General features: G+C 72.7%; 23 protein-coding genes and 1 tRNA gene. 6 read left to right on the top strand and 18 right to left on the bottom strand.

Annotation, left to right across the window (positions count from 1 at the left end; genetic code table 11):
- Positions 1-315 precede the first annotated feature (315 nt).
- Complete coding sequence (locus ACFVU7_RS29005; protein WP_387819941.1) at positions 316-1,182, top strand: aldo/keto reductase; 867 nt, start codon at positions 316-318, stop codon at positions 1,180-1,182.
- A 193-nt stretch (positions 1,183-1,375) separates the two neighbouring features.
- Here the strand turns inward: ACFVU7_RS29005 and ACFVU7_RS29000 are convergent, their stop codons facing one another.
- Complete coding sequence (locus tag ACFVU7_RS29000; protein WP_053111942.1) at positions 1,376-2,200, bottom strand: MarR family winged helix-turn-helix transcriptional regulator; 825 nt, start codon at positions 2,198-2,200, stop codon at positions 1,376-1,378.
- A 445-nt stretch (positions 2,201-2,645) separates the two neighbouring features.
- Here ACFVU7_RS29000 and fabG point away from each other — a divergent pair, with 445 nt between their 5' ends.
- On the top strand, positions 2,646-3,413 hold the full coding sequence (gene fabG, locus ACFVU7_RS28995) for a 3-oxoacyl-ACP reductase FabG (protein ID WP_049649491.1): 768 nt from the start codon (positions 2,646-2,648) through the stop codon (positions 3,411-3,413).
- A 231-nt stretch (positions 3,414-3,644) separates the two neighbouring features.
- Positions 3,645-4,454, top strand: a complete 810-nt coding sequence (locus ACFVU7_RS28990; protein WP_380777726.1) for a phosphatase PAP2 family protein — start codon at positions 3,645-3,647, stop codon at positions 4,452-4,454.
- 42 nt (positions 4,455-4,496) lie between these two features.
- Here ACFVU7_RS28990 and ACFVU7_RS28985 read toward each other — a convergent pair whose 3' ends face one another.
- A complete protein-coding gene (locus tag ACFVU7_RS28985) occupies positions 4,497-4,760 on the bottom strand; it encodes an I78 family peptidase inhibitor (RefSeq protein WP_388047962.1) in 264 nt (87 codons plus the stop codon).
- A gap of 76 nt (positions 4,761-4,836) precedes the next feature.
- Here ACFVU7_RS28985 and ACFVU7_RS28980 point away from each other — a divergent pair, with 76 nt between their 5' ends.
- The gene (locus ACFVU7_RS28980) at positions 4,837-5,109 is read left to right on the top strand and encodes a DUF6343 family protein (protein WP_388047960.1); all 273 of its coding nucleotides are present in this window, start codon (positions 4,837-4,839) and stop codon (positions 5,107-5,109) included.
- A gap of 110 nt (positions 5,110-5,219) precedes the next feature.
- Here ACFVU7_RS28980 and ACFVU7_RS28975 read toward each other — a convergent pair whose 3' ends face one another.
- The 15 genes from ACFVU7_RS28975 to ACFVU7_RS28905 all read right to left on the bottom strand — a co-directional run bounded on the left by ACFVU7_RS28975 (position 5,220) and on the right by ACFVU7_RS28905 (position 22,880).
- Positions 5,220-6,620 (bottom strand): aspartate aminotransferase family protein, encoded by a 1,401-nt coding sequence (locus tag ACFVU7_RS28975; RefSeq protein ID WP_388047958.1) that lies wholly within the window; start codon positions 6,618-6,620, stop codon positions 5,220-5,222.
- A complete protein-coding gene (gene dxs, locus ACFVU7_RS28970) occupies positions 6,610-8,520 on the bottom strand; it encodes a 1-deoxy-D-xylulose-5-phosphate synthase (RefSeq protein ID WP_049649488.1) in 1,911 nt (636 codons plus the stop codon). The genes ACFVU7_RS28975 and dxs overlap by 11 nt, the downstream gene beginning before the upstream one ends.
- A 138-nt stretch (positions 8,521-8,658) precedes the next feature.
- Positions 8,659-9,687: an adenosyl-hopene transferase HpnH gene (gene hpnH / locus ACFVU7_RS28965; protein WP_049649487.1), complete on the bottom strand. Its 1,029-nt coding sequence runs from the start codon at positions 9,685-9,687 to the stop codon at positions 8,659-8,661.
- A gap of 2 nt (positions 9,688-9,689) precedes the next feature.
- On the bottom strand, positions 9,690-10,370 hold the full coding sequence (locus tag ACFVU7_RS28960) for a hypothetical protein (protein WP_074004365.1): 681 nt from the start codon (positions 10,368-10,370) through the stop codon (positions 9,690-9,692).
- Complete coding sequence (gene shc, locus ACFVU7_RS28955; RefSeq protein ID WP_049659813.1) at positions 10,367-12,391, bottom strand: squalene--hopene cyclase; 2,025 nt, start codon at positions 12,389-12,391, stop codon at positions 10,367-10,369. Before shc ends, ACFVU7_RS28960 begins: the two co-directional genes overlap by 4 nt.
- Positions 12,392-12,455: 64 nt before the next feature.
- A complete protein-coding gene (locus ACFVU7_RS28950) occupies positions 12,456-13,544 on the bottom strand; it encodes a polyprenyl synthetase family protein (RefSeq protein ID WP_388047990.1) in 1,089 nt (362 codons plus the stop codon).
- 209 nt (positions 13,545-13,753) lie between these two features.
- Positions 13,754-15,187: a hydroxysqualene dehydroxylase HpnE gene (gene hpnE, locus ACFVU7_RS28945; protein ID WP_074004364.1), complete on the bottom strand. Its 1,434-nt coding sequence runs from the start codon at positions 15,185-15,187 to the stop codon at positions 13,754-13,756.
- Positions 15,188-15,314: 127 nt separating this feature from the next.
- Entirely contained in the window at positions 15,315-16,172 is an 858-nt protein-coding gene (gene hpnD / locus ACFVU7_RS28940; protein ID WP_375876312.1) for a presqualene diphosphate synthase HpnD, read from the bottom strand.
- A 41-nt stretch (positions 16,173-16,213) separates the two neighbouring features.
- Positions 16,214-17,179: a squalene synthase HpnC gene (gene hpnC, locus ACFVU7_RS28935; RefSeq protein ID WP_117492544.1), complete on the bottom strand. Its 966-nt coding sequence runs from the start codon at positions 17,177-17,179 to the stop codon at positions 16,214-16,216.
- Between the two features lie 272 nt (positions 17,180-17,451).
- Entirely contained in the window at positions 17,452-18,261 is an 810-nt protein-coding gene (locus ACFVU7_RS28930) for an ABC transporter ATP-binding protein (RefSeq protein WP_234348229.1), read from the bottom strand.
- Positions 18,254-19,195 (bottom strand): ABC transporter permease, encoded by a 942-nt coding sequence (locus ACFVU7_RS28925; RefSeq protein WP_049649806.1) that lies wholly within the window; start codon positions 19,193-19,195, stop codon positions 18,254-18,256. Before ACFVU7_RS28925 ends, ACFVU7_RS28930 begins: the two co-directional genes overlap by 8 nt.
- 155 nt (positions 19,196-19,350) lie before the next feature.
- A complete protein-coding gene (locus ACFVU7_RS28920) occupies positions 19,351-20,250 on the bottom strand; it encodes a glycosyltransferase family 2 protein (RefSeq protein WP_049649807.1) in 900 nt (299 codons plus the stop codon).
- A complete protein-coding gene (locus tag ACFVU7_RS28915) occupies positions 20,247-20,984 on the bottom strand; it encodes a CDP-alcohol phosphatidyltransferase family protein (protein WP_388047989.1) in 738 nt (245 codons plus the stop codon). The genes ACFVU7_RS28920 and ACFVU7_RS28915 overlap by 4 nt, the downstream gene beginning before the upstream one ends.
- A gap of 91 nt (positions 20,985-21,075) precedes the next feature.
- Positions 21,076-22,137 (bottom strand): iron-containing alcohol dehydrogenase family protein, encoded by a 1,062-nt coding sequence (locus tag ACFVU7_RS28910; RefSeq protein WP_049649808.1) that lies wholly within the window; start codon positions 22,135-22,137, stop codon positions 21,076-21,078.
- Entirely contained in the window at positions 22,125-22,880 is a 756-nt protein-coding gene (locus ACFVU7_RS28905; RefSeq protein ID WP_049649809.1) for a sugar phosphate nucleotidyltransferase, read from the bottom strand. The genes ACFVU7_RS28910 and ACFVU7_RS28905 overlap by 13 nt, the downstream gene beginning before the upstream one ends.
- 589 nt (positions 22,881-23,469) lie before the next feature.
- On the opposite strand from ACFVU7_RS28905, the gene idi reads away from it, so the two are divergent.
- Complete coding sequence (gene idi / locus ACFVU7_RS28900; RefSeq protein ID WP_079272473.1) at positions 23,470-24,123, top strand: isopentenyl-diphosphate Delta-isomerase; 654 nt, start codon at positions 23,470-23,472, stop codon at positions 24,121-24,123.
- An 84-nt stretch (positions 24,124-24,207) separates the two neighbouring features.
- Here the strand turns inward: idi and ACFVU7_RS28895 are convergent, their stop codons facing one another.
- Positions 24,208-24,726 (bottom strand): ATP-binding protein, encoded by a 519-nt coding sequence (locus ACFVU7_RS28895; protein ID WP_369808266.1) that lies wholly within the window; start codon positions 24,724-24,726, stop codon positions 24,208-24,210.
- Between the two features lie 393 nt (positions 24,727-25,119).
- Between ACFVU7_RS28895 and ACFVU7_RS28890 the strand changes: the two genes are divergently transcribed.
- Positions 25,120-25,204, top strand: a tRNA-Leu gene (locus tag ACFVU7_RS28890).
- Positions 25,205-25,252: the final 48 nt, after the last annotated feature.

Genomic DNA, 25,252 nt, shown 5'->3' with positions numbered 1-25,252 from the left:
GGCCGCGAGCCTGCCAACCTCGATGTGATCCGCGCAACAGGTTTTTCCTCCGCCGACCGCGCGCGCCACGCCCCGCCCGCCACGCGCCGGGCCCGCACTCCCCCTGTGCGCCCCCGCGGGCTCCCGGCAGGCCTCCCGCGAGCCCCCCGCACGTCCCCCACCAGGGCGGTTCCGCCCCGTCACCGGCCGGCCGCCGCCCAGGCCAAACCCCCGCAAAGCTTCACCCAAGATTCGCCCGTTCGGCGGGAACAATCACACCGGGACACCAGTTGCCCCCACTGGAACAGCAGGACAATCAGGAGGGCACCTCTTCCCGTGAGCAGCATCCCCACCGTCACCCTCAACGACGGCGCGCAGATCCCGCAGCTCGGCTTCGGCGTGTGGCAGGTCCCGGACGCCGAGGCCACCCCCGCCGTCCGCGCCGCGATCGAGGCGGGCTACCGCTCCATCGACACCGCGGCCATCTACGAGAACGAGGCCGGCACCGGCGCGGCGATCACCGAGGCGCTGGCGGGCGGCGTGGCCCGCGAGGACCTCTACGTCACCACCAAGCTGTGGAACTCGGGCACCCGCGACTGGTCCGGCGAGCAGGGCCGCGACGCGGTGCTGCGCGAGTTCGACGCCTCGCTGGCCAAGCTCGGCCTCGACCAGCTCGACCTGTACCTGATCCACTGGCCGCGCCCGATGCACGGCGACAGCTACCTGAACATCTGGAAGGCCTTCGAGCAGCTGAAGGCGGACGGCAAGGTCAAGTCGATCGGCGTCTCCAACTTCGGCACCGAGCAGCTGACGCGCCTGCTGGACGAGGCCTCCGTCGCCCCGGCCCTGAACCAGGTCGAGCTGCACCCGTACTTCCCGCAGACGGAGCTGCGCGCGTTCCACACCGAGCACGGCATCGCCACCGAGGCGTGGAGCCCGCTGGGCCAGGGCAAGGAGCTGCTCGCCGAGCCCGCACTGGTGAAGATCGCCGAGAAGCACGGCCGCACGGTCGCCCAGGTGGTGCTGCGCTGGCACCTCCAGAGCGGTGTGATCGCCATCCCGAAGTCGGTCACCCCGTCCCGGATCCGGGAGAACCTGGACGTCGCCGGCTTCGAGCTGGACGCCGAGGACCTCGCGGCGATCGCCGCCGTGGCCACCGGCAAGCGGATCGGCCCGGACCCGCAGGAGTTCGACTGGAACTGACGCGCCCGGGGTCCCGGCTCCCGGGCCCCCGAACCGTCTGAGCACCCGACCGGCTGACCACCGGTCGCACGAAGACCGCCCGCACCTCTACAGGAGCGGGCGGCCTTCGGTGTGCCCCGATGCGCCAAAGCCCATGGCCATGGACCCTCAGCGTTTTGGCGAATCGTTTTGGCTACGGTGGCGAACTTTTGACCTACAGCCTGCCCGCCTTGGCGATGAGCGCGAGCGCGGCCTCGTGCTCACCCTCCTCCAGCGGTGCCAGCAGCAGCCGCTGGACCTCGGCCACCCCAGCGGCCGAGCGGTGCAGCAGGTCCTGTCCCGCCGGTGAGAGCGAGAGCAGGTTGCGCCGTCCGTCCGAGGGGTCGCGCCGACGCTGCACCAGACCGCGGCGCACCAGCCGGCTGACCATCTCGGCCATCGTGGCCTTGTCCAGCGAGGCCAGCTCGCCGACCGTGCGCTGGTCGGCGCCCGGTTCCAGCTCCAACGCGTCCAGCACCGCGTACTGCGGAGCCGTCAGCTCGGCGCCCACGTGCTCCGACCAGAGCTTGGTGTGCACCTGCTGGCTCACCCTGATCAGGTAGCCGATCGCCCGCTGGGCGTCCAGTATCGGCCGCGCGTCGGTGATGACGGCGACCGCCGCGGGCTCCAGCCTGGCTATCTTGGCCATCACCCGGACGATCTCGACCTGTTCCTCCGCCGTGAGCGGTTCGAACAGGACGCGCTGAACGCGGACCACACCACCGGTGGCCTCGCGCACCGCCTGGGCGCCGCCCTGCGAGAGGGCCAGCAGCTTGCGCCGGCCGTCGGCCGGGTCGCGCCTGCGCAGCACCAGGCCACGACGGACCAGCCGCGCGACCATCTCGGCCATCGTGGCCTTGTCGAGCGAGGCCCGCTCGCCGACCGTCCGCTGGTCCGCACCCGGTTCCAGGGCCAGGACCAGCAGCACGGCGAACTGCGGAGCCGTGAGATCGGCTCCGACGTGTTCGGACCACAAGCGGGTGTGGACCTGCTGTGCCACGCGAATCAGGTGTCCTGGCGACTGCTGCAGTCGCGTAGACACGCGGGTTGTCGGGATCTCCCCCAGCACCATGTATCCGTCCCGATGTCACACCCGGTGTGTGTGGGACACCCGGGTGGGGCAGTAACGGCGAGTGGGCGTCCAGCTATGAGGGAGGGCGCTCCAGCCGTGCAGCCGGTGGCTGCTGGCGGACACTATACAAACGGCGGGCCCTTGCTGGCAGGCAGGGGCGGATAGTAGACGCAGGTTCGGCAACATTGGCATATTTACTCGCTGCGAACAGCTTGCAGTAACCCGTTCTCAGCAGAAAGCCGACCGGTCGGTCCTTACCCACCGTCACCTGCGTCTCTCCACCCTGGCCGCTCCCCCTACCCGCCGGTAGGGTGTGGCCACCCTCTCCGGGGGCTCTCCCCGGGAGGCACTCCCGAGAGAGACGAGAGCGAGCATGACCGAGCAGAGCACCGCCCCCCGGGTCGCCGTCGTGACCGGCGCCGCCCGCGGCCTGGGCGCCGCCACCGCCGTCCGGCTGGCCGCCGACGGCTACGCGGTCGCCGTCCTGGACCTGGACGAAGCGGCCGGCAAGGAGACCGTCGACCGGATCACCGCCGCCGGCGGCAGGGCGCTCGCCGTCGGCGCCGACGTCTCGGACGCCGAGCAGGTCCAGGCCGCCGTCGACCGGGTGGCCGCCGAGCTCGGCGCCCCCGTCGTCCTGGTGAACAACGCGGGTGTGCTCCGCGACAACCTGCTCTTCAAGATGTCCGAGTCCGACTGGGACACGGTCATCAACGTTCACCTCCGCGGCGCCTTCCTGATGACCCGCGCGGTGCAGAAGCACATGGTCGACGCCGGTTTCGGCCGCATCGTCAACCTGTCCTCGTCCTCGGCCCAGGGCAACCGCGGCCAGGCCAACTACTCGGCCGCCAAGGCCGGCCTCCAGGGCTTCACCAAGACTTTGGCCATCGAGCTGGGCAAGTTCGGCATCACGGCCAACGCGGTCGCCCCGGGCTTCATCGCCACGGACATGACAGCAGCCACCGCGGCCCGGGTCGGCATGGACTTCGAAGACTTCAAGCGGGCCGCAGCCTCTCAGATCCCGGTCCAGCGGGTCGGTCAGCCCGAGGACGTCGCCCACACCATCGCGTTCCTCGCGAGCGAGGGCGCCGGCTTCGTCTCCGGCCAGGTGATCTACGTCGCGGGCGGCCCCCTCGACTGAGCACGGAACCTACACAGGGTTACCACGGAGTGGGAAGCCGGGCGCACCGGCCTCCCACTCCGTTTGCTTTACCGGGGCTTTTGCAGAACCATTCGACGACCACACTGGCTTTCGATCCTGAAATAGCGGAAATCACCCCTCGGACCACCCCTGGTCGGCCCAATTGTCGATTTCCCGGGAAAATGACAATTACCACCGGAATAGCCCTGTCCGGATGGGTAAGGTCACCCCGTGCAATCCAGAAGTACCCCCGTTCCCCTTCCGCGCCAGGGGCCGGAGCGCCGCACCGCCGAGACCGGCCGCCTGGACCGTCCCACCACCCCCGCGCGCCACCTCGCCCCGCTCGGCCCCGACCCCGGCGAGCCCGGCTGGCCGCCGATGAGCCGACGGCAGGCCGCCCTCCTCGCCGTCACCCTGGCCGGCTACCTGCTGGTGCTGGCCGGTGTCCTGCTCAACACCGCGCTGGTCGACCTCGACTGGTCGGTCCGGCTGCTGCGCCCCTACGAGCGGTGGCCCCGACTGGAGCCGCTGCTCGACACCTGGGTGGTCGCCGGGCAGCGCGGGCCGTCGGCGATCGCCGCCTTCGTCTGGCTCGGCTGGCGGGCCCACCGCCTCGGCCGACTGCGCCCGCTGCTGGTCATGGGCATCGCGCTGTTGTTGCTCAACGTCACCGTCGGCGCGGTCAAGATCGTCACCGGCCGGCTCGGCCCGCACTACGCGCAGTACGTCGGCTCGCCCGAGCTCTTCTCCGGTGGCACCATCTTCCCCTCCGGCCACACCGCCAACGCGGTGGTCACCTGGGGCGTGCTCGCCTACCTCGCCGTCCGCTGGCGGCGGACCGGCGCGGTGATCGCCGCCGCCACCGCCTGCTCGATCGGTCTGACCACGGTCTACCTGGGCACCCACTGGGTCACCGACGTCCTGGCCGGCTGGGCCGCCGGACTGCTCGTCCTGCTCTCGCTGCCGCTGCTGGAACCCCTGGTCGCCGCCGCCGAACAGCGGCTCCACCGGCGCTTCGGCCGCCGGCACCTGCTCTGCTGAACCCGGGCCCGCCCGAACCAGAGCCGACGGGTCACCGCGGTCCTACCCCTCCCAGCTGCGCTCGACCACACCGTTGCGCACCGCGAGGTTGAGCCGCCCCTGCCGGTACTCCATGGTCATCAGGTCCCCCGGCTCCAGCACCCGGACCGACGCCCAGCCGTGCCGCCGGGCCAACTCCCGGGCCCGCTCGATCCGCAGCCCCGCGTACCCCTCGCCGTCCTGGCCCGCCGCCCCCGCACCGGAGCCCGAACCCGAACCCGAACCCGCCGCACCGGACCCCGTCCCCACCGCGTCCGAACCCGACATCGCGCCTCCCCCGGCTCGCCTCCTCGGACGTACGCTGGAATCGTAGCCCGACCCACGCGGTCCGGAGGTGAACGGCATGCGCACCACCACCCCGCGCCGGTGGCGCAGCGGCACCGAGCCGGCCACCGCCCGCAGCGACCTCAAGCTCCGCTACCTGCTCTCGCTCACCTTCACCCCCTTGTTCGCGCTGGCCACGGCGGGCTTCGCCGTCTGGGCGGCCTTCTCGCCCGCCTACGGTGCGCCCGGCCGGGGCACCCTCACCGGCTTCGCCGTGGCCTGCGGCCTGCTCACCCTGTTCGCCGCCGTCGACCTCGTGGTTGTCATCCGGCGCCGCCGGACCGAGCTCTGACGCGGTGTCTCCCACGGAGTGGGAAGTCGACCCGGCCGACTTCCCACTCCGTGCCGTCGACTTCCCACACCGTGCCACCCACGATCCCGACCCCAGTGGCCCCGGCAGCCTCAGCGCCCGCCGACCGCCTGCTTCACCAACGTCCGCCCGAAGTCCCACATCAGTCCGCTCCCCCGGTGGGCCTCGTCCATGATCTCGGTGAAGGCGTCCACGAACCGGTCCACGTCACGCTCGGTGATGATCAGCGGGGGGATCAGCTTGATCACTTCCAGGTGGTCCCCCGACACCTGGGTCAGGATGCGGTGCCGCTGCAGCAGCGGCACGACCACCATCTGCGCGAACAGCCCCTTGCGCGCCGCCTGGAGCGCGGTCCAACCGGTGCGCAGCTTCAGCGACTTGGGCCGGCCGAACTCGATCCCGATCATCAGCCCGCGCCCGCGCACCTCGGCGAGCAGCTCGTACTGGTCGACCAGCGCGGTCAGCCGTCCACGGAAGTAGTCGCCCACCTTGCGGGCGTTCTCCACCACCTGCTCGTCGTCCATCACCTCCAGGGTCGCCAGCCCGGCCGCCATGGCCTGGGCGTTGGACCCGAAGCTGGCCGAGTGCACCAGCACCCGGTCCATCGAGGAGTACACCTTCTCGAAGATCCAGCCCTTGCCGAGCGTCGCCCCGACCGGCACGTACCCGCCGGACAGCGCCTTGGCGGCGCAGACCAGGTCCGGCAGCACGCCTTCCTCGTGCTGGTAGGCGAAGAACTCGCCGGTGCGGCCGATGCCGGTCTGCACCTCGTCGCAGATCAGCAGCGCCCGGTGCTCGTGGAGCAGCGCCTGGGCGGCCCGCAGCCAGCCGGGCGGCGGCGCCTGGACGCCCTTGCCCTGGATCGGCTCGACGATCAGCCCCGCGACGTCGCCGCGCTTCAACTCCTTGGCCAGCGCGCCGAGATCGCCGAGCGGGACGGCGGTGTCCGGCAGCAGCGGGTCGAAGCCCTTGCGGAAGCCGCTCTCCCCGTTGACGGAGAGCGAGCCGGTGGTCAGCCCGTGGAAGGCGTGGTCGGCGTACAGGATCCGCTTCCGTCCGGTGGCGTACCGGGCGAACTTGAGCGCCGTCTCCACCGCTTCGGTGCCGCTGTTGCCGAAGAACACCCGGTCCAGTCCGGGCGCGTACGACAGCAGCCGCTCGGCCAGCAGCCCGGGCAGCGGTGAGCAGTCGAAGCGGACCAGGTCCGGCAGGTCGAGGTCCATCACCTGCTGGACCGCCGAGCGCACCACCGGGTGGTGGCGGCCGAGCGCGAAGATGCCGAAGCCGGCCAGCATGTCGAGGTACTCGTTGCCCTCGGCGTCGTAGAAGTACTGGCCCCGGGCGCGCTCGTAGTACCTGTCGAAGCCGATGGTGCGCAGCATCCGCGGCAGCTGCGGGTTGAGGTAGCGGCCGTGCAACTCGTAGCGCTCGCCGCCGCGTTCGGCGATCAGCGCGGCGAGGTCGAAGGCGGGGCGGTCTGGTTCAGCCGGCATGGCGCGGGTTCGCTCCTCGGGTCGGTAGCAGGTTCTTGGCGAAGACGGCGGTCTGGGCGGCGACCCCGGTCCCGGTCAGCCCCGCCTCCTCCAGGATCTCCCCACGCGAGGCGTGGCCGAGGAACTCCTGGGGCAGGCCGAGCACCCGCACCGGCACGTCCACGTCGGCGTCGCGCAGCGCCTGGGCGACGGCCGAACCGACGCCTCCGGTACGGCCGTTGTCCTCGACGGTGACCACCAGCCGGTGGGCGGCGGCGAGTTCGGGCAGCACCGGGTCGACCGGCTTGACCCAGCGCGGGTCGACCACGGTCGCGGTGAAGCCCTCGGCGAGCAGCAGCCGGGCCGCGTCCAGGCAGGCGGAGGCGGTGGTGCCGACGGCGACCAGCAGGATCTCCGGCGCCCGCCCGGTGCGCAGCAGCACGTCCACCCCGCCGGTCCGCTCGACGGCCGGCACCGCGGGCCCGACGTTCCCCTTCGGGAAGCGGACGACGGTCGGGGCGTCGCCGACCTCGACGGCCTCGCGCAGCTGGGCGCGCAGCTGTTCCGCGTCGCGCGGCGCGGCGAGCCGCAGGCCGGGGACGACCTGGAGGATCGACATGTCCCACATGCCGTTGTGCGAGGCGCCGTCCGGCCCGGTCACCCCGGAGCGGTCGAGCACGAAGGTGACGCCCAGCCGGTGCAGGGCGACGTCCATCAGCACCTGGTCGAAGGCCCGGTTGAGGAACGTCGCGTAGACCGCGACCACCGGGTGCAGTCCGCCGGTGGCCAGCCCCGCCGCGCTGGTGACGGCGTGCTGCTCGGCGATCCCGACGTCGAAGGTCCGCTCCGGGTAGGCCTTGGCGAACGGGGCCAGGCCCACCGGCTGGAGCATGGCCGCGGTGATCGCCACGAGGTCCGGCCGCTCGGCTCCGAGGGTGAGCAGCTCGTCCCCGAACACCGAGGTCCAGGAGACGCCTCCGCTGGGCGAGATCGGCAGGCAGGTGTACGGGTCGATCGGGTTGACGGCGTGGAAGCGGTCGGCCTCGTCCTGCTCGGCCGGCCGGTAGCCGCGGCCCTTGACGGTCAGGCAGTGCACGATGACCGGTCCGCCGAAGTTGCGGGCCTGGCGCAGCGCCTGTTCGACCGCGCCCAGGTCGTGGCCGTCGATCGGCCCGAGGTACTTGAGGCCGAGGTCCTCGAACATGCCCTGCGGGGCGAAGGCGTCCTTGAACCCCTTCTTGGCGCCGTGCAGCGCGTCGAAGATCGGCTGGCCGACCAGCGGGGTGCGCTGCAGGGCCTCCTTGCCCAGGGCGAGGAAGCGCTCGTAGCCCTGGGTGGTGCGCAGGGTGGCCAGGTGGTTGGCGAGGCCGCCGATGGTCCTGGCGTAGGAGCGCTCGTTGTCGTTGACGACGATGACCAGCGGCCGGTCGCGCGCCTCCGCGATGTTGTTGAGCGCCTCCCAGGCGAGGCCGCCGGTGAGGGCGCCGTCGCCGATCACCGCGACGGTGTGCCGGTCGTGCTGGCCGAGCAGTCGGGCCGCCTTGGCCAGGCCGTCGGCGTAGGAGAGCGCGGTGGAGGCGTGCGAGTTCTCGACCAGGTCGTGCTCGGACTCGCCCCGCGCGGGGTACCCGGAGAGTCCGCCGCGCATCCGCAGCCGGCTGAAGTCCTGGCGGCCGGTGAGCAGTTTGTGGACGTAGCTCTGGTGGCCGGTGTCGAAGACGATCCGGTCGTACGGCGAGTCGAAGACCCGGTGCAGCGCGATGGTCAGCTCCACCACGCCGAGGTTGGGCCCGAGGTGGCCGCCGGTGCGGGTGACGGCCTCGATCAGGAAGTCGCGGATCTCGTCGGCGAGCAGGGGCAGTTCGACGGCCGGGAGCTTGCGCAGCTCGGCCGGGGACGTGACGCGGGAGAGCAGTGACATGGGTTCACCTCACGACTCGGATCGGTGCGGTGGTGCCTCCACCCGGCCCGGGCGCGGGCCGGCCTGGCTGCGGGGGCGGAGCCGGCCCCGGGCGCGGGGCCCGGGGCCGGGGTGCCGACCCGGAGGTCGGCTCCCCGCTCAGCGGCCCTTGTTGCCGTTGACGGTCTCGGTGATGGCGCGCAGCGACTGCTGCAGCGAGCCCATCGTCGCGAGGACGGCGGTCGGCTCGTAGCCGCAGTGGGCCATGCAGTTCTCGCAGCGCGGGTCCTTGCCGCGGCCGTACTTGCTCCAGTCGGTCTTCTCGACCAGCTCGCGGTAGGTCGGCACGTAGCCGTCGGCCATCAGGTAGCAGGGCCGCTGCCAGCCGAACAGCGAGTAGTTGGGGATGCCCCAGGGGGTGCACTCGAAGTCGGCCTTGCCCTCCAGGAAGTCCAGGAAGAGCGGGCTGTGGTTGAGGCGCCAGCGCTTGCGGTTGCCGTCGGCGAAGGCCGCGCGGAAGAGCGCCCTGGTCTGCTCGACGCCGAGGAAGTGCTCCTGGTCGGGGGCCTTCTCGTAGGCGTAGGCGGGCGAGATCATCATCTCGTCCACCTTGAGCTCGTCGTTGAGGTAGTCCAGCACCTCGATGACGGTCTGCGGGGTGTCGGTGTTGAAGAAGGTGCTGTTGGTGGTGACCCGGAAGCCGCGCCGCTTGGCCTCCTTGATCGCGGCCACGGCCTCGTCGAAGGTGCCCTCCTTGGCCACCGACTCGTCGTGCCGCTCGCGCATGCCGTCGATGTGCACCGCGAAGGTGAAGTACGGCGAGGGCGTGAACTTGTCCATCTTCTTGCGCATCAGCAGCGCGTTGGTGCAGAGGAACACGTACTTGCGGCGCTCGACCAGCTGCCGGACGATCTCGTCGATCTGCGGGTGCATCAGCGGCTCGCCGCCGGCGATCGAGACCATCGGGGCACCCGACTCCAGGACCGCGCCGACCGCCTGGGCGACGGGCATCCGCTGCTTCAGGACGCCCGCCGGGTGCTGGATCTTGCCGCAGCCCTCACAGGCGAGGTTGCAGGCGAAGAGCGGTTCCAGCTCCACGATCAGCGGGAACTTGTCCCGGCGCTTGAGCAGCTTCTGCTGCATGAGGTAGGTGCCGACCCGCACGGTCTGGCGCAACGGCATGGCCATGGCTAGCTCGCCTCCTGGGGGAGCGTCGAGGATGTGGGGTGGTTCAGGTCTACGGAGCCGGGCGCGCGCTCCTGCCGGTACCAGTCGACGAGGGCGGGTACCGTCGCCCGCAGGGTCCGCCAGGCGCGCACCCCGGCCGGGAGGGTGCCGGGCCGCAGCAGCTCGTGCTCGGGCGTGTCCACCACCACCCGCAGGACGGCCGCCGGCAGCACGGGCCGGACCTCGCGCAGCGCGGCCAGGACGGCGGCGGCCTCCATGTCGACGGCGAGCGCGCCCTGGAGGTGCAGCGCCCGCCGTTCGATGCCGCGCACCACGTGGTCGGCGGTGTGGTGCACGCCGGTGTGCACGGTCAGGCCGCGCTCCTTCAGCGCCCGGGTCAGCTCCGCGCCGGAGTCGAGCGGGTACAGGTGGCCCTCGGCGTCGCGCACGCCGTCGGCGGCGACCACGTCGCCGGGCAGGACGCCCGGGCCGAGCGCGGCGCCGAAGCCGGCCACCACCACGGCGCCGTAGCCGCTGGGCGCGGAGCCGAGCAGGCGCCGGACGGCCAGCCCGGCGCGGCGCCGGCCGACCCCGGTGCGCACCAGCACCGGGGACCCCCCGGTCGCACCGCGCCAGTCGCCGCCGCGCAGGGCCCAGACCTCGGGGCCCAGGGCGCAGAGCACCAGCAGGGGCGCGGTGGTCACCGCGCCGTCCCGATCGCCGGGGTTCCGTCGGCCCGGATCGTGCCCGGGGCACCGTTGAGGTAGCGGCCGAGCGCGGTGACCGGGAAGACCAGCCGGTACAGGTGGTAGTTGATGGAGAAGTCCCACGGGAAGCCGGTGCCGGTGAACTGCGGCTCGTCCCAGGTGCCCTCGGGCAGCTGGGTGCGCACCAGCCACTCCGCGCCGCGCTCCACCGCCGGGTTGGCCCGGTCCTTGGGCCCCTCGCCGGCCGCGAGCAGCGCCATCAGCGCCCACGCGGTCTGCGAGGCGGTGGAGTCGCCGCGCCCGGCCCAGCGCGCCGGGTCGTCGTAGGAGCGCATGTCCTCGCCCCAGCCGCCGTCGGCGTTCTGCCGGTCCTCCAGCCAGCGCACCGCCCGGCGGATCGCCGGGTGCTCGTCGGGGACGCCGGCCGCCACCAGGGCGGGCAGCACCGAACCGGTGCCGTAGATGTAGTTGGTGCCCCAGCGGCCGAACCAGGAGCCGTCCGCCTCCTGGTTGCGCAGCAGCCACTCGATGCCGCGCCTGGTCCGGGGGTCGCGGGAGCGGCCGGTCTCGGCGAGCATCTCCACCACGTGCGCGGTGACGTCGGCGGACGGCGGGTCGACCACCTCGCCGAAGTCGCAGAACGGCAGCTTGTTGGGCAGCGTGCTGGTGTTGTCCACGTCGAAGGCGCCCCAGGCGCCGTTCTTGGACTGCATGCCGAGGTTCCACAGCACGCCCCGGTCCACCGCCCCGTCGACCTTGGCCGGGTCGGGGTGGGCGACCCGGCGCAGCGCGAGCACCACCTCGGCGGTGTCGTCGATGTCGGGGTAGGTGTCGTTCTCGAACTCGAAGGCCCAGCCGCCGGGGGCGAGCCCGGGCCGCTTCACGGTCCAGTCGCCGGGCTTGCGGATCTCCTCGCCGAGCATCCAGTCGACGGCGGAGACCAGCGCCGGGTGGTCGGCCGGCACCCCGGCGTCGACCAGGGCGATGGTGGCCAGGCAGGTGTCCCAGACCGGGGACTGGCAGGCCTCCAGCCAGCGCTTGCCGTCCTCGGTGTGCACGGTGAAGCGGTCGAAGGAGGAGAGTCCGGCCTTCATCACCGGGTGCTCCAGCTCGTAGCCCTCCAGGTGCAGGGCGATCAGCGAGTAGACGGCGGGGGGCTGGATGCCGCCCCAGCAGCCGTCGGCCTCCTGGCGTTCGACGATCCAGCGGCAGGCCTGCGAGAGGGCCAGTCGGCGCAGCGGGCGGAAGGCCCGGCGGTGGTAGGCGTGCAGCGCCTTGTCGAGGCGTTCGAACAGGCCGTCCCAGGTGGTGGCGGGGGCGAGCGGCCGGTGGGGGTACGGGTCGTTCGGGTCGGTGTGCAGCTCGGTGAGCGGGAAGGGCGCCGGACGGACCGGGCGGTGGGAGGAGACGACCGTCAGCGGGACGATGGTCTGGCGGGCCCAGCAGCCGAAGGCGTAGATGTTCAGCGGCAGCCACCTGGGCAGGAAGATGATCTCGGGCGGCATCTCGGGCAGCCGTTCCCAGGGCCACCAGCCGAACAGGGCGAGCCAGATCCGGGTGAACACCCGGGCGGCCGCGATGCCCCCGGCGGAGCGGACGTAGCGCGCGGCGGCCAGCATGTGCGGGGCTTCCGGGTCGTCCCCGGCCAGTTTGAGGGCGACGTACGCCTCGACGGTGGTGGACAGCTCGGGCGGCCCGCCGTGGAAGGTGGACCAGGTGCCGTCCTCGCGCTGCTGGGACCGGATCCATTCGGCGGTGGCGCGGGTCTGCTCCTCGGTGCGGATTCCCAGGAACTGGCGGAGCAGTAAGTCCTCGGCGTCCATGGTGACGTTGGTCTCCAGGTCGCCCTTCCACCAGCCCTCGGACGACTGCAGGGAGAGCAGGTGGGTGGTGGCGCGGGCCAGGGCCTCCCGCGCGTCGGCCGGTCCGTGGTCCGTCTCACCGGCCGGCCGCGGCTGGTCGGTGTCCTCGGGCTGCCACCGCCCCGTGCCCAGCAGGGCCGGGGGGCGGTCGCCCACCGCGACCGGCTCGGAATCGTACTCAGGGTCGAGCCGGCCGTCCGCGGTTGCTGTCAACGTAACGTCACCTCTCTCGTACCACCACGAATTCGGCGAGTGCGACGAAGTGCTCCCGCACCTCGTCGGTCATGGGCACCTCGTCCAGGGCGGCGAGGGCAGTCGTGTGCTGGCGGCGGGCCTCCTCCCGGGTCCAGCCGCGGCCGCCGGCCTCCTCGATCAGCGCGGCGCGGGCGGCGAGCTCGGGCTCGCTCTCCTCCCCGCGTCCCTTCGGGTCGGCCAGCTCTTCGGCGAGCCGGCGCGAGGCCGCTCCGCCCTCGGCCAGGGCGGCGGCGACCGGAAGGGACTTCTTGCGCTGGCGCAGGTCCCCCCAGTGCGGCTTGCCGGTGACCTCGGTGGCGCCCCAGATGCCGAGCAGGTCGTCCACCGCCTGGAAGGCGAGGCCCAGGTGGTGGCCGTAGCGCTGGAGCGAGTCGGAGACCTTGTCGTCGGCGCCGGCCAGGACGGCGCCGATCGCCGAGGCGGCGGCCAGCAGTGCCGCCGTCTTGCCGCCCTCCATCTCCAGACACTCGGCGACCGTGACGCTGTCGCGCTGTTCGAAGGCGACGTCCATGGCCTGGCCGTCGATCAGCCGGCGGGTCGCCGTGGTGAGCAGCCGGACGGCGCGCGCGGCGTCGGTGGCGCTCGCCCCGCCGGTCACGGCGGCGTCGAGCAGCACCTCGGTGCCGAGCGTCGCCAGGGCGTCGCCGACCAGGATCGCCTGGGCCGGCCCGAAGACCGTCCAGGCGGTGGCCCGGTGCCGTCGGGTCTCGTCACCGTCCATCAGATCATCATGGAGGAGGGAGAAGTTGTGCACCAGTTCAACCGCGACCCCACCGGGCACGCCGACCTCGGCCGCCGCGCCGGTGGCCCGGGCGGACAGCAGCGCCAGCGCCGGGCGCACGGCCTTGCCGCCGTCCCCCGTCACCGGGGTGCCGTCCCGGTCGATCCAGCCGAAGTGGTAGGCGGCGACGGTGTCCATGGGTGCGGCCAGTCGGGCGACGGCGGCCCGTAGCGGCGGGGTGCAGAGCGTACGGCTGCGGGCGAGCAGCTCCGGCACCGAGACCGGTTCGGCGTGCGCCGTGCCTCCGACGGCGTAGCCGGTGCGTGACTCCACGTGCGTTCCCTCTTCCTCGTGGTGCCGGGCCGCACGGGGCGGCCGGGCGCTGTCGGTGCGGCTGGTGTCGAATCGAGTGCCGGTGCCGGTGGTTCCAGCAGCGCCGGTGGTGCCGGTACGGCCGGCCGGGCCGCTCCCGGTGGATGCGCCGGTGCGCTCGACGGTACGCCCGTCGGCTCTGGCGGGCTCTCCGGCGGCGGGGCCCGCCGTCACCTGGGCCACCTCCCGTCGCCGCGGTCCACCGGCGTCCGGGTGCCGGCCGCGGCGAGCGCGGCGTCGGCCGCGGCGTGGCCGCTGCGCACGGCGCCCTCCATGGTCGCGGGCCAGCCGGTGGCCGTCCACGAGCCGGCCAGCAGCAGGCCGGGGACCTCGGTGCGGGCCGAGGGGCGCAGCGCCCCGTTGCCCGGCGCCGGGTCGAAGGTCGCGGTGCGCTCCCGGGTGACGAAGAAGTCCAGCACCTCGGCCTGGGCCGCGGCCGGCAGCAGCCGGCCCAGCTCGGGCAGGTAGCGGCCGCGCAGCTCGGCCACCGGCAGGTCGATCTCGTCCTGCGCGGCGGACTGCGACAGCGCCAGGTACTGGGCGCCCGGGTGGGCCCGGCCCGTCGGGGTGGCGGCCAGGCCGGAGTGCGCGGTGCGGTCGAAGACCCACTGCACCGGGGAGCCGAGCGCGGCGAAGAACGGCCGGCGCAGCACCTTGCGGTCGTAGACCACGTGCACGTTGAGGATCGGCGCGGTGCCGAAGCCGGCCAGCCGCTCCTGCCCGGGGACCGCGTTCGGCGGCAGCAGCGCGGCCGCGCTGTCCTGGGCGCCGGCCAGCACGACGGTGTCGGCGGTGAGCAGCTCCCCGCCCTCCAGCCGGACGGCGTGCTGCGGCGCGGCCGGCTTCAGCTCGGCCACCCGGGACCGCAGCAGCACCCGGACGCCGGCCCGCTCCAGCTCGGTGAGCGCCCGGTCGTGGTGGATCACGCCGAGCGGGACGGCGGCGGTGCCGATGTCCGAGGCGCCCGGGTCGGAGAGCAGGCCGGTCTTGAACACCATCCCGGCGAGCGCCAGCGAGACCTGGTCGGCCCGGGCGTTCAGGGTGGCGACGCCGACCAGGTCCCACAGGGCGGCCTGGGTGGCGGCGTTCTGCCCGTTGCGGCGCAGCCAGTCGCCGAAGGAGACCTCGTCCAGGGCCGGGTCCGCGAGGTCCAGGCCCCGCAGGGCGAGCGCGCCGCGGACCACCCGGGCGCGGTCGGCCGGGGACAGGTGCGGGTAGCGGGCCAGGCTGCCGGCCAGGTGCAGCGGGACGGGCAGGCCGGCCCGGCGCAGTCGGCCCAGGGTGCGCACCGGGGCCTCCGGCGGCCCGGTGACGGAGAGCACCGGGATGTCGAGGCGGTCCTGGAGGTGGACCAGCCGGGAGGCGCCGAGGCGCTCCAGCAGGCCGCGGTAGGCGGTGCAGCAGCGCAGGTAGACGTGCTGGCCGTTGTCGACGGTGAGCTCGCCGCGTTGGAAGGAGAAGGCCAGGCCGCCGAGCCGGGGCCGCCCCTCCGCGAGGGTGACCCGGTGGCCCGCCTCGGCGAGGCGCAGCGCGGCGGTGATCCCGGCGAGGCCGCCGCCGACCACCACGGCGGCCGGGCGCGCGGCATCGGCTCGCCCGGTCATCGGCCCTCCCCCTCGCAGTCGGTGGACCGCCCGCGGGCGGTCCCTGAAGAAGATCCTCGTTTGTTCAACATGGAACTACCCGCACGTGATTCCCAGCTGACACAGCGTGACAGAACTGTTGCGAGAATCAAGAACGCCCCCCGGCGAGCCCGGAAAGCGCCACGTACGCCTTCTCCCAGCCCGGCAGCGAGACCCGGCCGCGCAGGACCGACTCCGGTTCGGCGGCGATCCGGCCGAGCAGCCGGTGGTAGATCCCGGCCATCGCGGCGGTGCAGGCGCGGCTGCGGCGGTCGAGCATCGGCAGCAGCCGCAGGCCCTCCTCGAAGGCGGCCTGGGCACGGGCGGCCTCGAAGGCCACCAGGCCGGTGAAGTCCGCGCCGACCGGCGGCTCGGGCAGGGCGAAGCCCTGCTCGCAGCCGAACCGGACCAGGTCCTCGGCGGGCAGGTAGGTGCGGCCGGTCAGGGCGTCCTCGCGCAGGTCGCGCAGGATGTTGGTGAGCTGCAGCGCCAGGCCCAGGGTGTCCGCGTAGCGCGCCCCGAGCTCCGGGTCGTCGCAGCCGTAGACGCCCAGCGAGAGCCGGCCGATCGCGCCGGCCACGCAGCGGCAGTAGACCTTCAGCTCGTCGTACGTCTGGTACTCGGCGCCCTTGAGGTCCATCTCGACGCCGTCGATCAGCTCGTCGAAACCGCCGAGCGGGATCGGGAAGCGCCGGGCCGCGTCGGCCAGGGCGACCTTGATCGGGTCGGTGTCGTCGTCGGCGACCACCCCGGAGCGGACCTCGTCCACCAGCTCCCGGGTGCGCACCAGCGCCTCGGCCTTGCGGTCGTCCGGGAGGTCGCCGTCGCCGATGTCGTCCACCCGGCGGGCCAGGGCGTACAGGGCCGACATGGCCAACCGCTTGGGTTCTGGCAGCAACCGGATGCCGTAGCTGAAGTTGCGCGCCTGCAGTCCGGTGACTGCCTCGCAGTACCGGTACGCCGCCATGACCTGGGCCGACGCCAGTGGTGATGCCGCCACGCGGGCGTTCACCTTCCCTTCGCGAAGATGGCCGCCGCCTTCGCTGCGAGGCGGCGCTTGTCCGGCTTCGCCTGCTGGGCGAGCACGTCGTACCCGGCGTCCTCGACGGCCGCCAGGGCCGCATAGCCGCCTGCGGTGAATCCCGCCAGGAGCAGTCGAAGCCTCCCCCGAACCGTACCTACCAATGGTGCGCCGCGGTCGAGCAGGGTGCGGGCCCGCTCGACCTCGAAGGCGATCAGCTCGCGCACCGCGCCGTCGGCGGAGGGCGCGGCCAGGTCGGCCTCGGTGACGCCGAAGCGGGCCAGGTCCTCCGCGGGCAGGTAGATCCGGCCGTGGGCCAGGTCCTCGGCCACGTCCTGGATGTGCTCGACCACCTGGAGGCCGCTGCAGACGGCGTCGGAGAGTTCGGTCCGCTCGGGGGTGGAGACGCCCGCGATGGCCAGCACAAGGCGGCCGACCGGGTCGGCGGAGAGGGTGCAGTAGCCGATCAGGTCGTCGAAGGTGGCGTAGCGGGAGGTGGTCTGGTCCACCCGGTTGGCCTCGATCAGACGGCGGAACGGTTCGGGGGTGAGGCCGTGCCGGTCGACCAGCGGGACGAGCGCGCTCATCAGCGGGTGGCGGGGGCGGTCCGCGCCGGCCGCTCCGGAGCCGCCGGCGGTGCGCAGGGCCGTCTCGAAGACCCGGTCGAGGTCCTGCTCCAGTCCGTCGAGCAGGGCGAGCCGGAAGGCGGTCTCCTGCGGAGCCGGCGGGCCGGACTGGTCCGAAGGGGTGGCGGGGGGCGTCTGCTCGACCCCGAGCAGCCGGGCGGTGGCGGCCGGGTCGGCCAGGTCGCCGTCGCCGGCGTCGTCGACCAGGCGGGCGAAGCCGTACACCGCCATCAGGTCGTCGCGCCAGGCCGCGGGCAGGAAGAACGGGGCGACGGGGAAGTTCTCCGCGCCCGCCTTGTCCAGGGTCTGTCCTGCGGAACCGTTCACCGGCGTATCTCTGGGCTGGGCCGAAGCCGACACTGCTGTCACTCCCCCGTTCTACACCGCTTGGCACGACCGGTCCGACTCGGACACGCGTCCGAGCGCGGGCGTCACGCACGGCACACCGCCCCCGCGACCACCAGGCTGACACGCCCGGGCGCGCCGGAGAAGAGCGCCCCGCCGGGGCACTGGGCGCTCGCCTCCGCGCCGGGCGGCGGGAAAGGCGCGGGGCCGGCTCCGGAAGCTCCGGAACCGGCCCCGCGGGAGTGTGACGGGGACTACGGTCGCTCGCCGCGCTCGTAGCGGCTCACGACCTCCTCGGTGGGTCCGTCCATGACCAGCTCGCCGGCCTCGATCCATATGGTCCGCTCGCAGACCTCGCGGATCGAGTTGTTGTCGTGGCTGACCAGGAAGACCGTACCGGCGGACTTGCGCAGCTCGTCGATCCGCCGCTTGCTGCGCTGCTGGAAGGCCTGGTCGCCGGTGGCGAGGGCCTCGTCGATCAGCAGCACGTCGTGGGTCTTCGCGGCCGCGATCGAGAAGCGCAGCCGGGCGCCCATGCCGGAGGAGTAGGTGCGCATCGGCAGGGAGATGAAGTCGCCCTTGTCGTTGATGCCGGAGAACTCGACGATGTCCTGGTAGCGGGCCCTCACCTGGGCCGGGGTCATGCCCATGGCCAGGCAGCCGAGGACGACGTTGCGCTCACCGGTGAGCTCGTTCATCAGCGCGGCGTTGACGCCCAGCAGCGAGGGCTGGCCGTTGGTGTAGATGCCGCCCTTCTCGGTCGGCAGCAGGCCGGCGATGGCGGCCAGCATGGTCGACTTGCCGGAGCCGTTGGAGCCGATCAGCCCGATCGCCTCGCCCTTGTACGCAGTGAAGCTGATGCCCTTGACCGCGTGCACCTCGCGCACGCCGGAGGCGCGCTTGCGGCTGATGATGCGGCTCAGCGCCGAGGTGGCGCTGCCCTTACCGGAGCCGGCGCCGTGCACCTTGTAGACGATGTGCACGTCGTCGACGACGACGGTGGGCTCGCGGGCGACGTCCGCGTCCGTGACGGTGTCGTTGTTGCTCAGGTCGATGTCAGCCACGGCCGTACTCCTCCTCGGCCTTCCAGAAGAAGACGTATCCGACGACGAACATGCCCACGCCCCAGGCCAGGCCGTACGCCCACTGGTGCGGCGGGAGGGTCTGGTGCACCGGCTGGTGCGGGTTGTAGATGACCGGCGCGAAGGCGTGCCGCAGCAGGTCCATGTAGATCGACGCCGGGTTCAGCGACATCAGCGTCTGGATGTAGTGCGGCCAGTGCGTGATCTTGTCCTGGATGCTGAACATCACACCGGACAGGAACATCCAGGCGCGCATCACGAACGGGATCAGCTGGGAGATGTCGCTGGTCCGGGAGCCGAGCCGGGCCATCACCAGGGAGATGCCGGTGTTGAAGAGCGTCTGCAGGAGCAGCGCCGGGATGATCAGCAGCCAGGTCCGGCCCGGGGTGATGCCGGCGGCGAGCACGGTGACGACCAGGACGACCATCGAGATGAGCAGCTGCTGGAGCTGGATCACGGTGAAGGCGATCGGGAGGCTGGCCCGGGGGAAGTGCAGCGCCCGGATCAGCCCGAGGTTGTCGGAGATCGCCCGGGTGCCGGCCTGCACCGCGTTCTGGGTGAACTGGAAGACGAAGACGCCGATGCACAGCCAGGCGATGTAGGTGTTGTCCGGGAAGCCCTGCTTGCTCGCCAGGATCACGCCGAAGACCAGGTAGAACACCGCGCAGTTGAGCAGCGGGGTCACCACCTGCCACAGCTGGCCGAGCTTGGCGTTGGTGTACTGGGCCACCAGGCGGGCGGTGGCGAAGGCCCAGATGAAGTGGCGCCGGGCCCAGAGCTGCTTGGAGTAGGCGAACAGGCCGGGACGGGCGCCGCTCACCGCCAGACCGTACTTGTCCGCAAGCTGCTTGGGGGTCAGGCCCGCGTCCGCCCCCCTGGGGGCCGAGAGGCTGACGGGTTCACTCACTGTCGACACATTCGTCCTTCACGCGGGATCGGTCGGGGCGGCCGGTCGGCGGGGTCCGCCGGTCGTGCGCCGATGGGGATCCACTGGGATCTCGGGGGAGCCGGCCGGTGTGTGGGCACCGGCCGCAGCGATCGATCATCCGATGCGGATGCCATCAGATGTGATCAGATGATCGGAGGTCGGCCCAGCCTGGTCAGTCGCCAGACGGTACGCCACCGCATGGGCCGCCGCGCACCGCAGGGTTCGCGCCAGCCCGCCCGGAACCCGCCCCACCAGGCCTTCAGCGCCTCCGGGGAGGGGCGGCGGGCCAGGGTCAGCAGGAACCAGGTTCCCAGATAGAGAGGCACCAAGAGGGCCGGAAGGTTCCGCCTCGCGAGCCAGACCCGGTTGCGGGCCACGTTGTGGAAGTAGCTCGCGTGGCGGGCGGGCGAGGTCGTGGGGTGGTGCAGCACCACGTCCGCCCGGTAGTCGATGGCCCACCCGGCGTCCAGCGCGCGCCACGCGAGGTCGGTCTCCTCGTGGGCGTAGAAGAACTCGGCGGGCAGCTGCCCGGCCTGCTCGAACACCTTGCAGCGCACCGCGCTCGCGCCGCCCAGGAAGGTCGTCACCCGGGACGAGCGCAGCGGGTCACTGGCGCGCAGCCGGGGGACGTGGCGGCGCTGGGTGACACCGGTGTCCGGGTCGGCGATCCGGAAGGAGACGATGCCCAGCTCCGGGTCGGCGGTGAAGGCCTCGCGCAGCAGGCGGGCCGAGTCGGTGCGCGGCAGGTTGCCGTCGTCGTCCAGGAAGAGGACGGCGTCGACCTCCGCGCCGTCCCGGCCGAACAGCTCGATGCCGACGTTGCGCCCGCCCGGGATGCCCAGGTTCTCCGGCAGCTCGACGGTGCGCACGCCCTCCGGAAGCGGGGGCAGCTCCACGCCCTGGCCGACCACGGCCAGCTCGACCGCCGGGCCCTCCTGGGCGCGGACGGCCTCGATCAGGGCGTTGAGCTCGGCGGGCCGGTTGCCCATGGTGATGATCACGGCACCGAGGCGGAAGTCCTCCGCCGTGCCCGGCGCGCTCATCGCAGCCTGCTGGAGAGGACGATGCTCAGCAGGTGCAGCACGGTCTGGAGCATCGCGATCGCGGCCAGGACGACCACCGCGAGCCGGGTGAAGAGCAGTCCGCCGTGCACGGCGTCGGCGACGCCGGCGGCCAGGATGAGCAGCGAGGCCTCGACCGCGCCGACCAGGCGGTGGAACTTCAGGAAGGAGGCCGCCCGGCGGGCCTTGGCGACGGAGGCCGAACGCGGCACCGAGGCATTGTCCTCGACGGCCGTCAGGCCGCTGCGGGCGCGGGCCACGTCCACCAGGTCGGTCTCGGACTTGATCAGGATCGCGCCGAGCGCGGCCAGGGTGCCGAGGAAGGCCCACTCCCAGTGCGACCCGGTGCCCTCGCGGTGCAGCAGGTCGGTGGCGCGCAGGCCGAGGCCGGTCAGCAGCGCCGCCTCGGACATGTAGTGGCCGACCCGGTCCAGGTAGACGCCGGTGAGCGAGGTCTGCCGCCGCCAGCGGGCCACCTCGCCGTCCACGCAGTCCAGCAGCAGGTAGACCTGGATCAGCAGGGCGCCCAGGACGGCGCCCGCGATGCCCGGCAGGACCAGCGCGGCACCGGCCAGGATGCCGGTGACCATCATCAGGTACGTCAGACCGTTGGGCGTGATCGCCGTCACGGTGGAGAGCACCCGGGTGATCCGCAGCGAGATCTTCCGCATGTACAGGCGACCGGCCCAGTGCTCGGCACTGCGGCGCTGGAGCATGCCCTCCGGGTGGATCACCGCGCGCAGTTCCTCGATCGAGGGCCGGCGGGTCAGGTCCACCGGGGGCCGTTCGGCGCCCGCGGTGGAGGGGTCAGCTGTTGACGGCTTGGACATAGTCGGCGTACGCGTCCCTGATTGCGGAAGGGGAGAGGTCGAGGTGTTCGAGGATGGTGAAGCGCCCCGGTCGGGTGTTCGGAGCGTAGTGCACCGCTTCGGTGAACTCCGCCTCGGTGAAGCCGATCTGAGCCGCGGTCACCGGCAGTCCGTGGCTCGCCAGGCGCTCCACGATCAGACCGGTCAGCTCGCGCTCGCCCCGCAGGAAGCTGGCGAAGGCGGCGCCGAGGCCGACCTGCTCGCCGTGCTGGGCGGACCGCTTGGGATACAGCACGTCCAGGGCATGCGAGATCTCGTGGCAGGCACCCGACGAGGGCCGGGTGCTGCCCGCGATGTTCATCGCGATGCCGGACAGTACCAGGGCCTCGGCGAGCGCCGTCAGGAGGTCCTGGTCCTGGGTGCTCCCCGGGTGCCGCAGCAGGTTCTCGCCCGCCGAGCGGGCCATCGCCACGGCCAGACCGTCCACCGGCTCGCCGGTCACCGCGTGCGACAGCTCCCAGTCCGCGCACGCGGAGATGTTGGAGACGACGTCGCCCACACCGGCCGCCACGAAGCGCTGCGGGGCCTGCCGGATCACGTCCAGGTCGACCACGATGCCGATCGGGCTGGGCACCCCGTAGGAGCCGCGGCCGGCGTCGTTGTCCAGGGTGGAGACCGGCGAGCAGATGCCGTCGTGGGCCAGGTTGGTGGCGACCGCGACCAGCGGCAGGCCGACCCGGGCCGCGGCGTACTTGGCGGCGTCGATGATCTTGCCGCCGCCGAGGCCGACCATCGCGTCGTAGTGGCCGCCGCGCATCGCCTCGGCCAGCCGCACCGCGCTGTCCAGGCTGCCGTCGTCCACGTTGTACCAGTCGGCGCCGGGCAGGGCCGGCTCCAGGCGGCGGCGCATGGCCGAGCCGGAGCCGTTGCTGATCGCGACCGCGATCCGCCCCGAGGCCGACAGCCGCTGGTCCGCGAGGATGCCGCCGAGCGCGTCCAGCGCGCCCGGGCGGATCTCGACGAACAGCGGCGACGGGACCAGTCGGGTCAGTACCGGCACGCGATCTCCCGCGCCTTCGCCAGGTCGTCGTGGTTGTCGACCTCGACCCAGGAGACCTCGCCGATCGGCTGGACGTCGATCCGCAGGCCGCGGTTCACCATCTCCTGGTAGCCGTCCTCGTAGTACAGCTGCGGGTCGCGCTCGTAGGTGGCGCGCAGCGCGTCGGTCAGGTCGGCGGCGGCGGACGGGTTGATCACCGTGAGGCCGATGTACTCGCCGCTCGCCTCGGCCGGCTCCATCAGCTTGGTGATCCGGCGCATGCCGGTGGCCGGGTCGACGACGACCTTCATCTCCTCGTCGGCGAGCTTCTTCACCGTGTCGAGGGCGAGCAGGATGCCGGGGGCGGCGCCGGCGTCGGTCAGGCGCCGGTTGCCCTCCAGCATGGTGCGCTGGACGGAGGCCGGGTGGACGGTGTCGCCGTTGGCGAGCAGCAGGCCCTCGGCGAACAGGTCGCGGGCGCACCAGAGCGAGTAGGCGTTGTTCCACTCCTCGGCCTTGTCGTTCTCGACGAGGTGGAGCTTGACGCCGTACTTGCTCTCCAGGGCGTCCTTGCGGTCGTACACCGCCTCCTTGCGGTAGCCGACGACGATCGCGGCATCGCGCAGACCGACCTCGGCGAAGTTGCCGAGCGTGAGGTCCAGGACGGTCCGTTCCCCGTCGACCGGCACCAGCGCCTTGGGCAGGGTGTCGGTGTACGGGCGCAGCCGGCGGCCGGCGCCGGCTGCCAGAACGAGGCCGATCATGCGGGTCTCCTGATCCGTCGTGCTGTGCGCGGGGCCGTGCCGGGGGCGGCGGCGCCACCGGGACCCCCGGTCCGGTGTTCGACCGGGCCGGGCGGCGGCGCGCCGGTGCCGGCACAGATCCGGGCACCGTGTCGTATGTGATGGTAGGCGACCGGGGCCACCGGCCAGAACGCGCCCGCCCTGCCCGGGGGCGGCAGCGGGGCGGCGGACGGGCGGCCGCCGAGGGCCCGTCGAACGGCCGTCGGGCCGCCCGGGGGCCGCACCGGATCCGCCCGGGCCCCGCCTGCGGGACGGTGCGGGGAGGCCGTGAGGAGGCGCCGGACCGGTCGAACGGGCTCCGAACGCGCGCCGAACGGTTCTGCGAATTCTGTGACTCTTACGAGGGCATCCCGGACCCTTCTCTGGACGGTTTCCGACTCCTCCGGGTCATGATCCGCCCGGTTGTGCGTGGGACCCCTGCCGACCGCCACCCATACGGCAGACTGGATGCCGACGCCGGCGCCGGTGCCCCCGCTGTGTCCGCCGCACTCCGCCCGGTGTGTCGGAGACACCCGATGCTCCCGTTGCTCCCGCTCCCGAAAGAGGCCCCATGCCCCAGAGTCTTCCGACCGATCCCACGCACTTCGCGGCCGAGATCGACACCGGTCTCGACGTGGAGACCGATGTGACGGTCGACCCCCGGGCCACCGGGTCCGCCCCCGTCGGAACCGAGATCCTGCTGGAACTGGTCGACGACGCGGGCGTCACGATCGGCACCGGCGAGAAGCTCTGGGCCCACCAGCAGCCGGGCCGGCTGCACCGGGCCTTCTCGGTCTTCCTGTTCGACCGCCAGGGCCGGCTGCTGCTCCAGCGCCGGGCCCTCGGCAAGTACCACTCCCCCGGCGTCTGGTCGAACACCTGCTGCGGCCATCCGTACCCGGACGAGCCGCCGTTCGTCGCCGCCGCCCGGCGCACCGCCGAGGAGCTGGGTGTCGCACCGGCGCTGCTGTGCGAGGCGGGCACCGTCCGCTACGACCTGCCGGACGAGGCGTCCGGGCTGATCGAGCGGGAGTGGAACCACCTGTTCGTGGGACTGGTCACCGCGCCGGTCGAGCCCGCCCCGGAGGAGGTGGACGACTTCGCCTTCGTGACCGCGCAGGAGCTGCGCGAGCTGCGGGCGGAGCGGCCGTTCTCGGTCTGGTTCGAGACGGTCTTCGAGGCCGCGCTGCCGGGCATCCGGGAGATCGCCGGGCGGGACTGGTAGTCCGCCCGCCCCGGCCGGTGGTCCGGCCGTCCCGACCGGCGGTCCGGAGGTGTCGGCCGTCGGTCCGGCGTCCGGCCCGGCCGGTCAGTGGTCGGGCCCCGGGGGAACGGGCAGCGAGGCCCAGATGACCTTGCCGCCCTCCCCCGTGTCTTCGACGTCGCACACCCCACCGGCCTGCAGGGTGACGCTCTTCACCAGCAGCAGGCCGCGCCCGCCGGTGCGTCCGGTGTCGTTCTCCAGCGCCTTCGGCCGGTACGGGTCCCCGTCCTCGACCGACACCCGCACCCAGGCCCGGCGCAGCGACAGCTCGGTGACCACCTCGGGCGACAGCTCGGCGGCGTGCGTCACCGCGTTGCTCACCAGCTCCGAGACGATCAGCAACAGGTCGTCCACCAGCTCCTGGTAGCGCACCCCGGTCATGCCCTGGGCCAGCAGGCGGTCGCGCACCGCGTGCCGGGTGAGCGGCACCGAGGCCTCGGTGGCGGGCACCGGGAAGCGCCACACGCCCTCGGTGGGGCCCGCGGAGGCCGTGGCCCCGACCGGGCCCTCCCCCCGCCTGCCGCGTCTCGGTTCGGCCTTCGCCGCTCCGCTGATCTGCTCCACGTCCAGCCGCCCTTCGTCCGCGACCCGGGAATCAGGCGATCCGCTTCATGGCGCCCTCGGTCCACAGAGGCTAGGAGAGCCGTCGCGGCGGGTGCGGCACCGTCGACAAGTTGCCCGTGTCGGACCGCTTCCGGCCGCAACCGACCGCGGGCGGTGCGGGAGTCGACCGGTTCCTTCGCGGACCCCACCGGTTCGGGCCGGATTCGAGCGCGTTCACAGGCCGTACCAACCTGTGCGGGCGGTGCGCCGCGGCCCCGCGACCCCGGAGCGGCCCGACCAGGATGTCGGTCGGCGCGGCCCCGAGGAAGCGCAGGTGAGAAGCACTCCAGAACCCTGGTAATGTTCTCTCTGTCGCCGAGGGGGCGAGGAAAAAGCCCCCGAAGCACACACCCAGTCCGGGTGGCGGAATGGCAGACGCGCTAGCTTGAGGTGCTAGTGCCCTTTATCGGGCGTGGGGGTTCAAGTCCCCCCTCGGACACAGCCGAAATTCCCCGTGGAGGCCGAAAGGCTTCCACGGGGAATTTCG

The organism is Kitasatospora sp. NPDC058046 (assembly GCF_042885595.1).
In the GTDB taxonomy this organism is placed as follows: domain Bacteria; phylum Actinomycetota; class Actinomycetes; order Streptomycetales; family Streptomycetaceae; genus Kitasatospora.
Note: the sequence above shows the minus strand (reverse complement) of the source record. Positions and strands in the feature narration are given on the sequence as shown.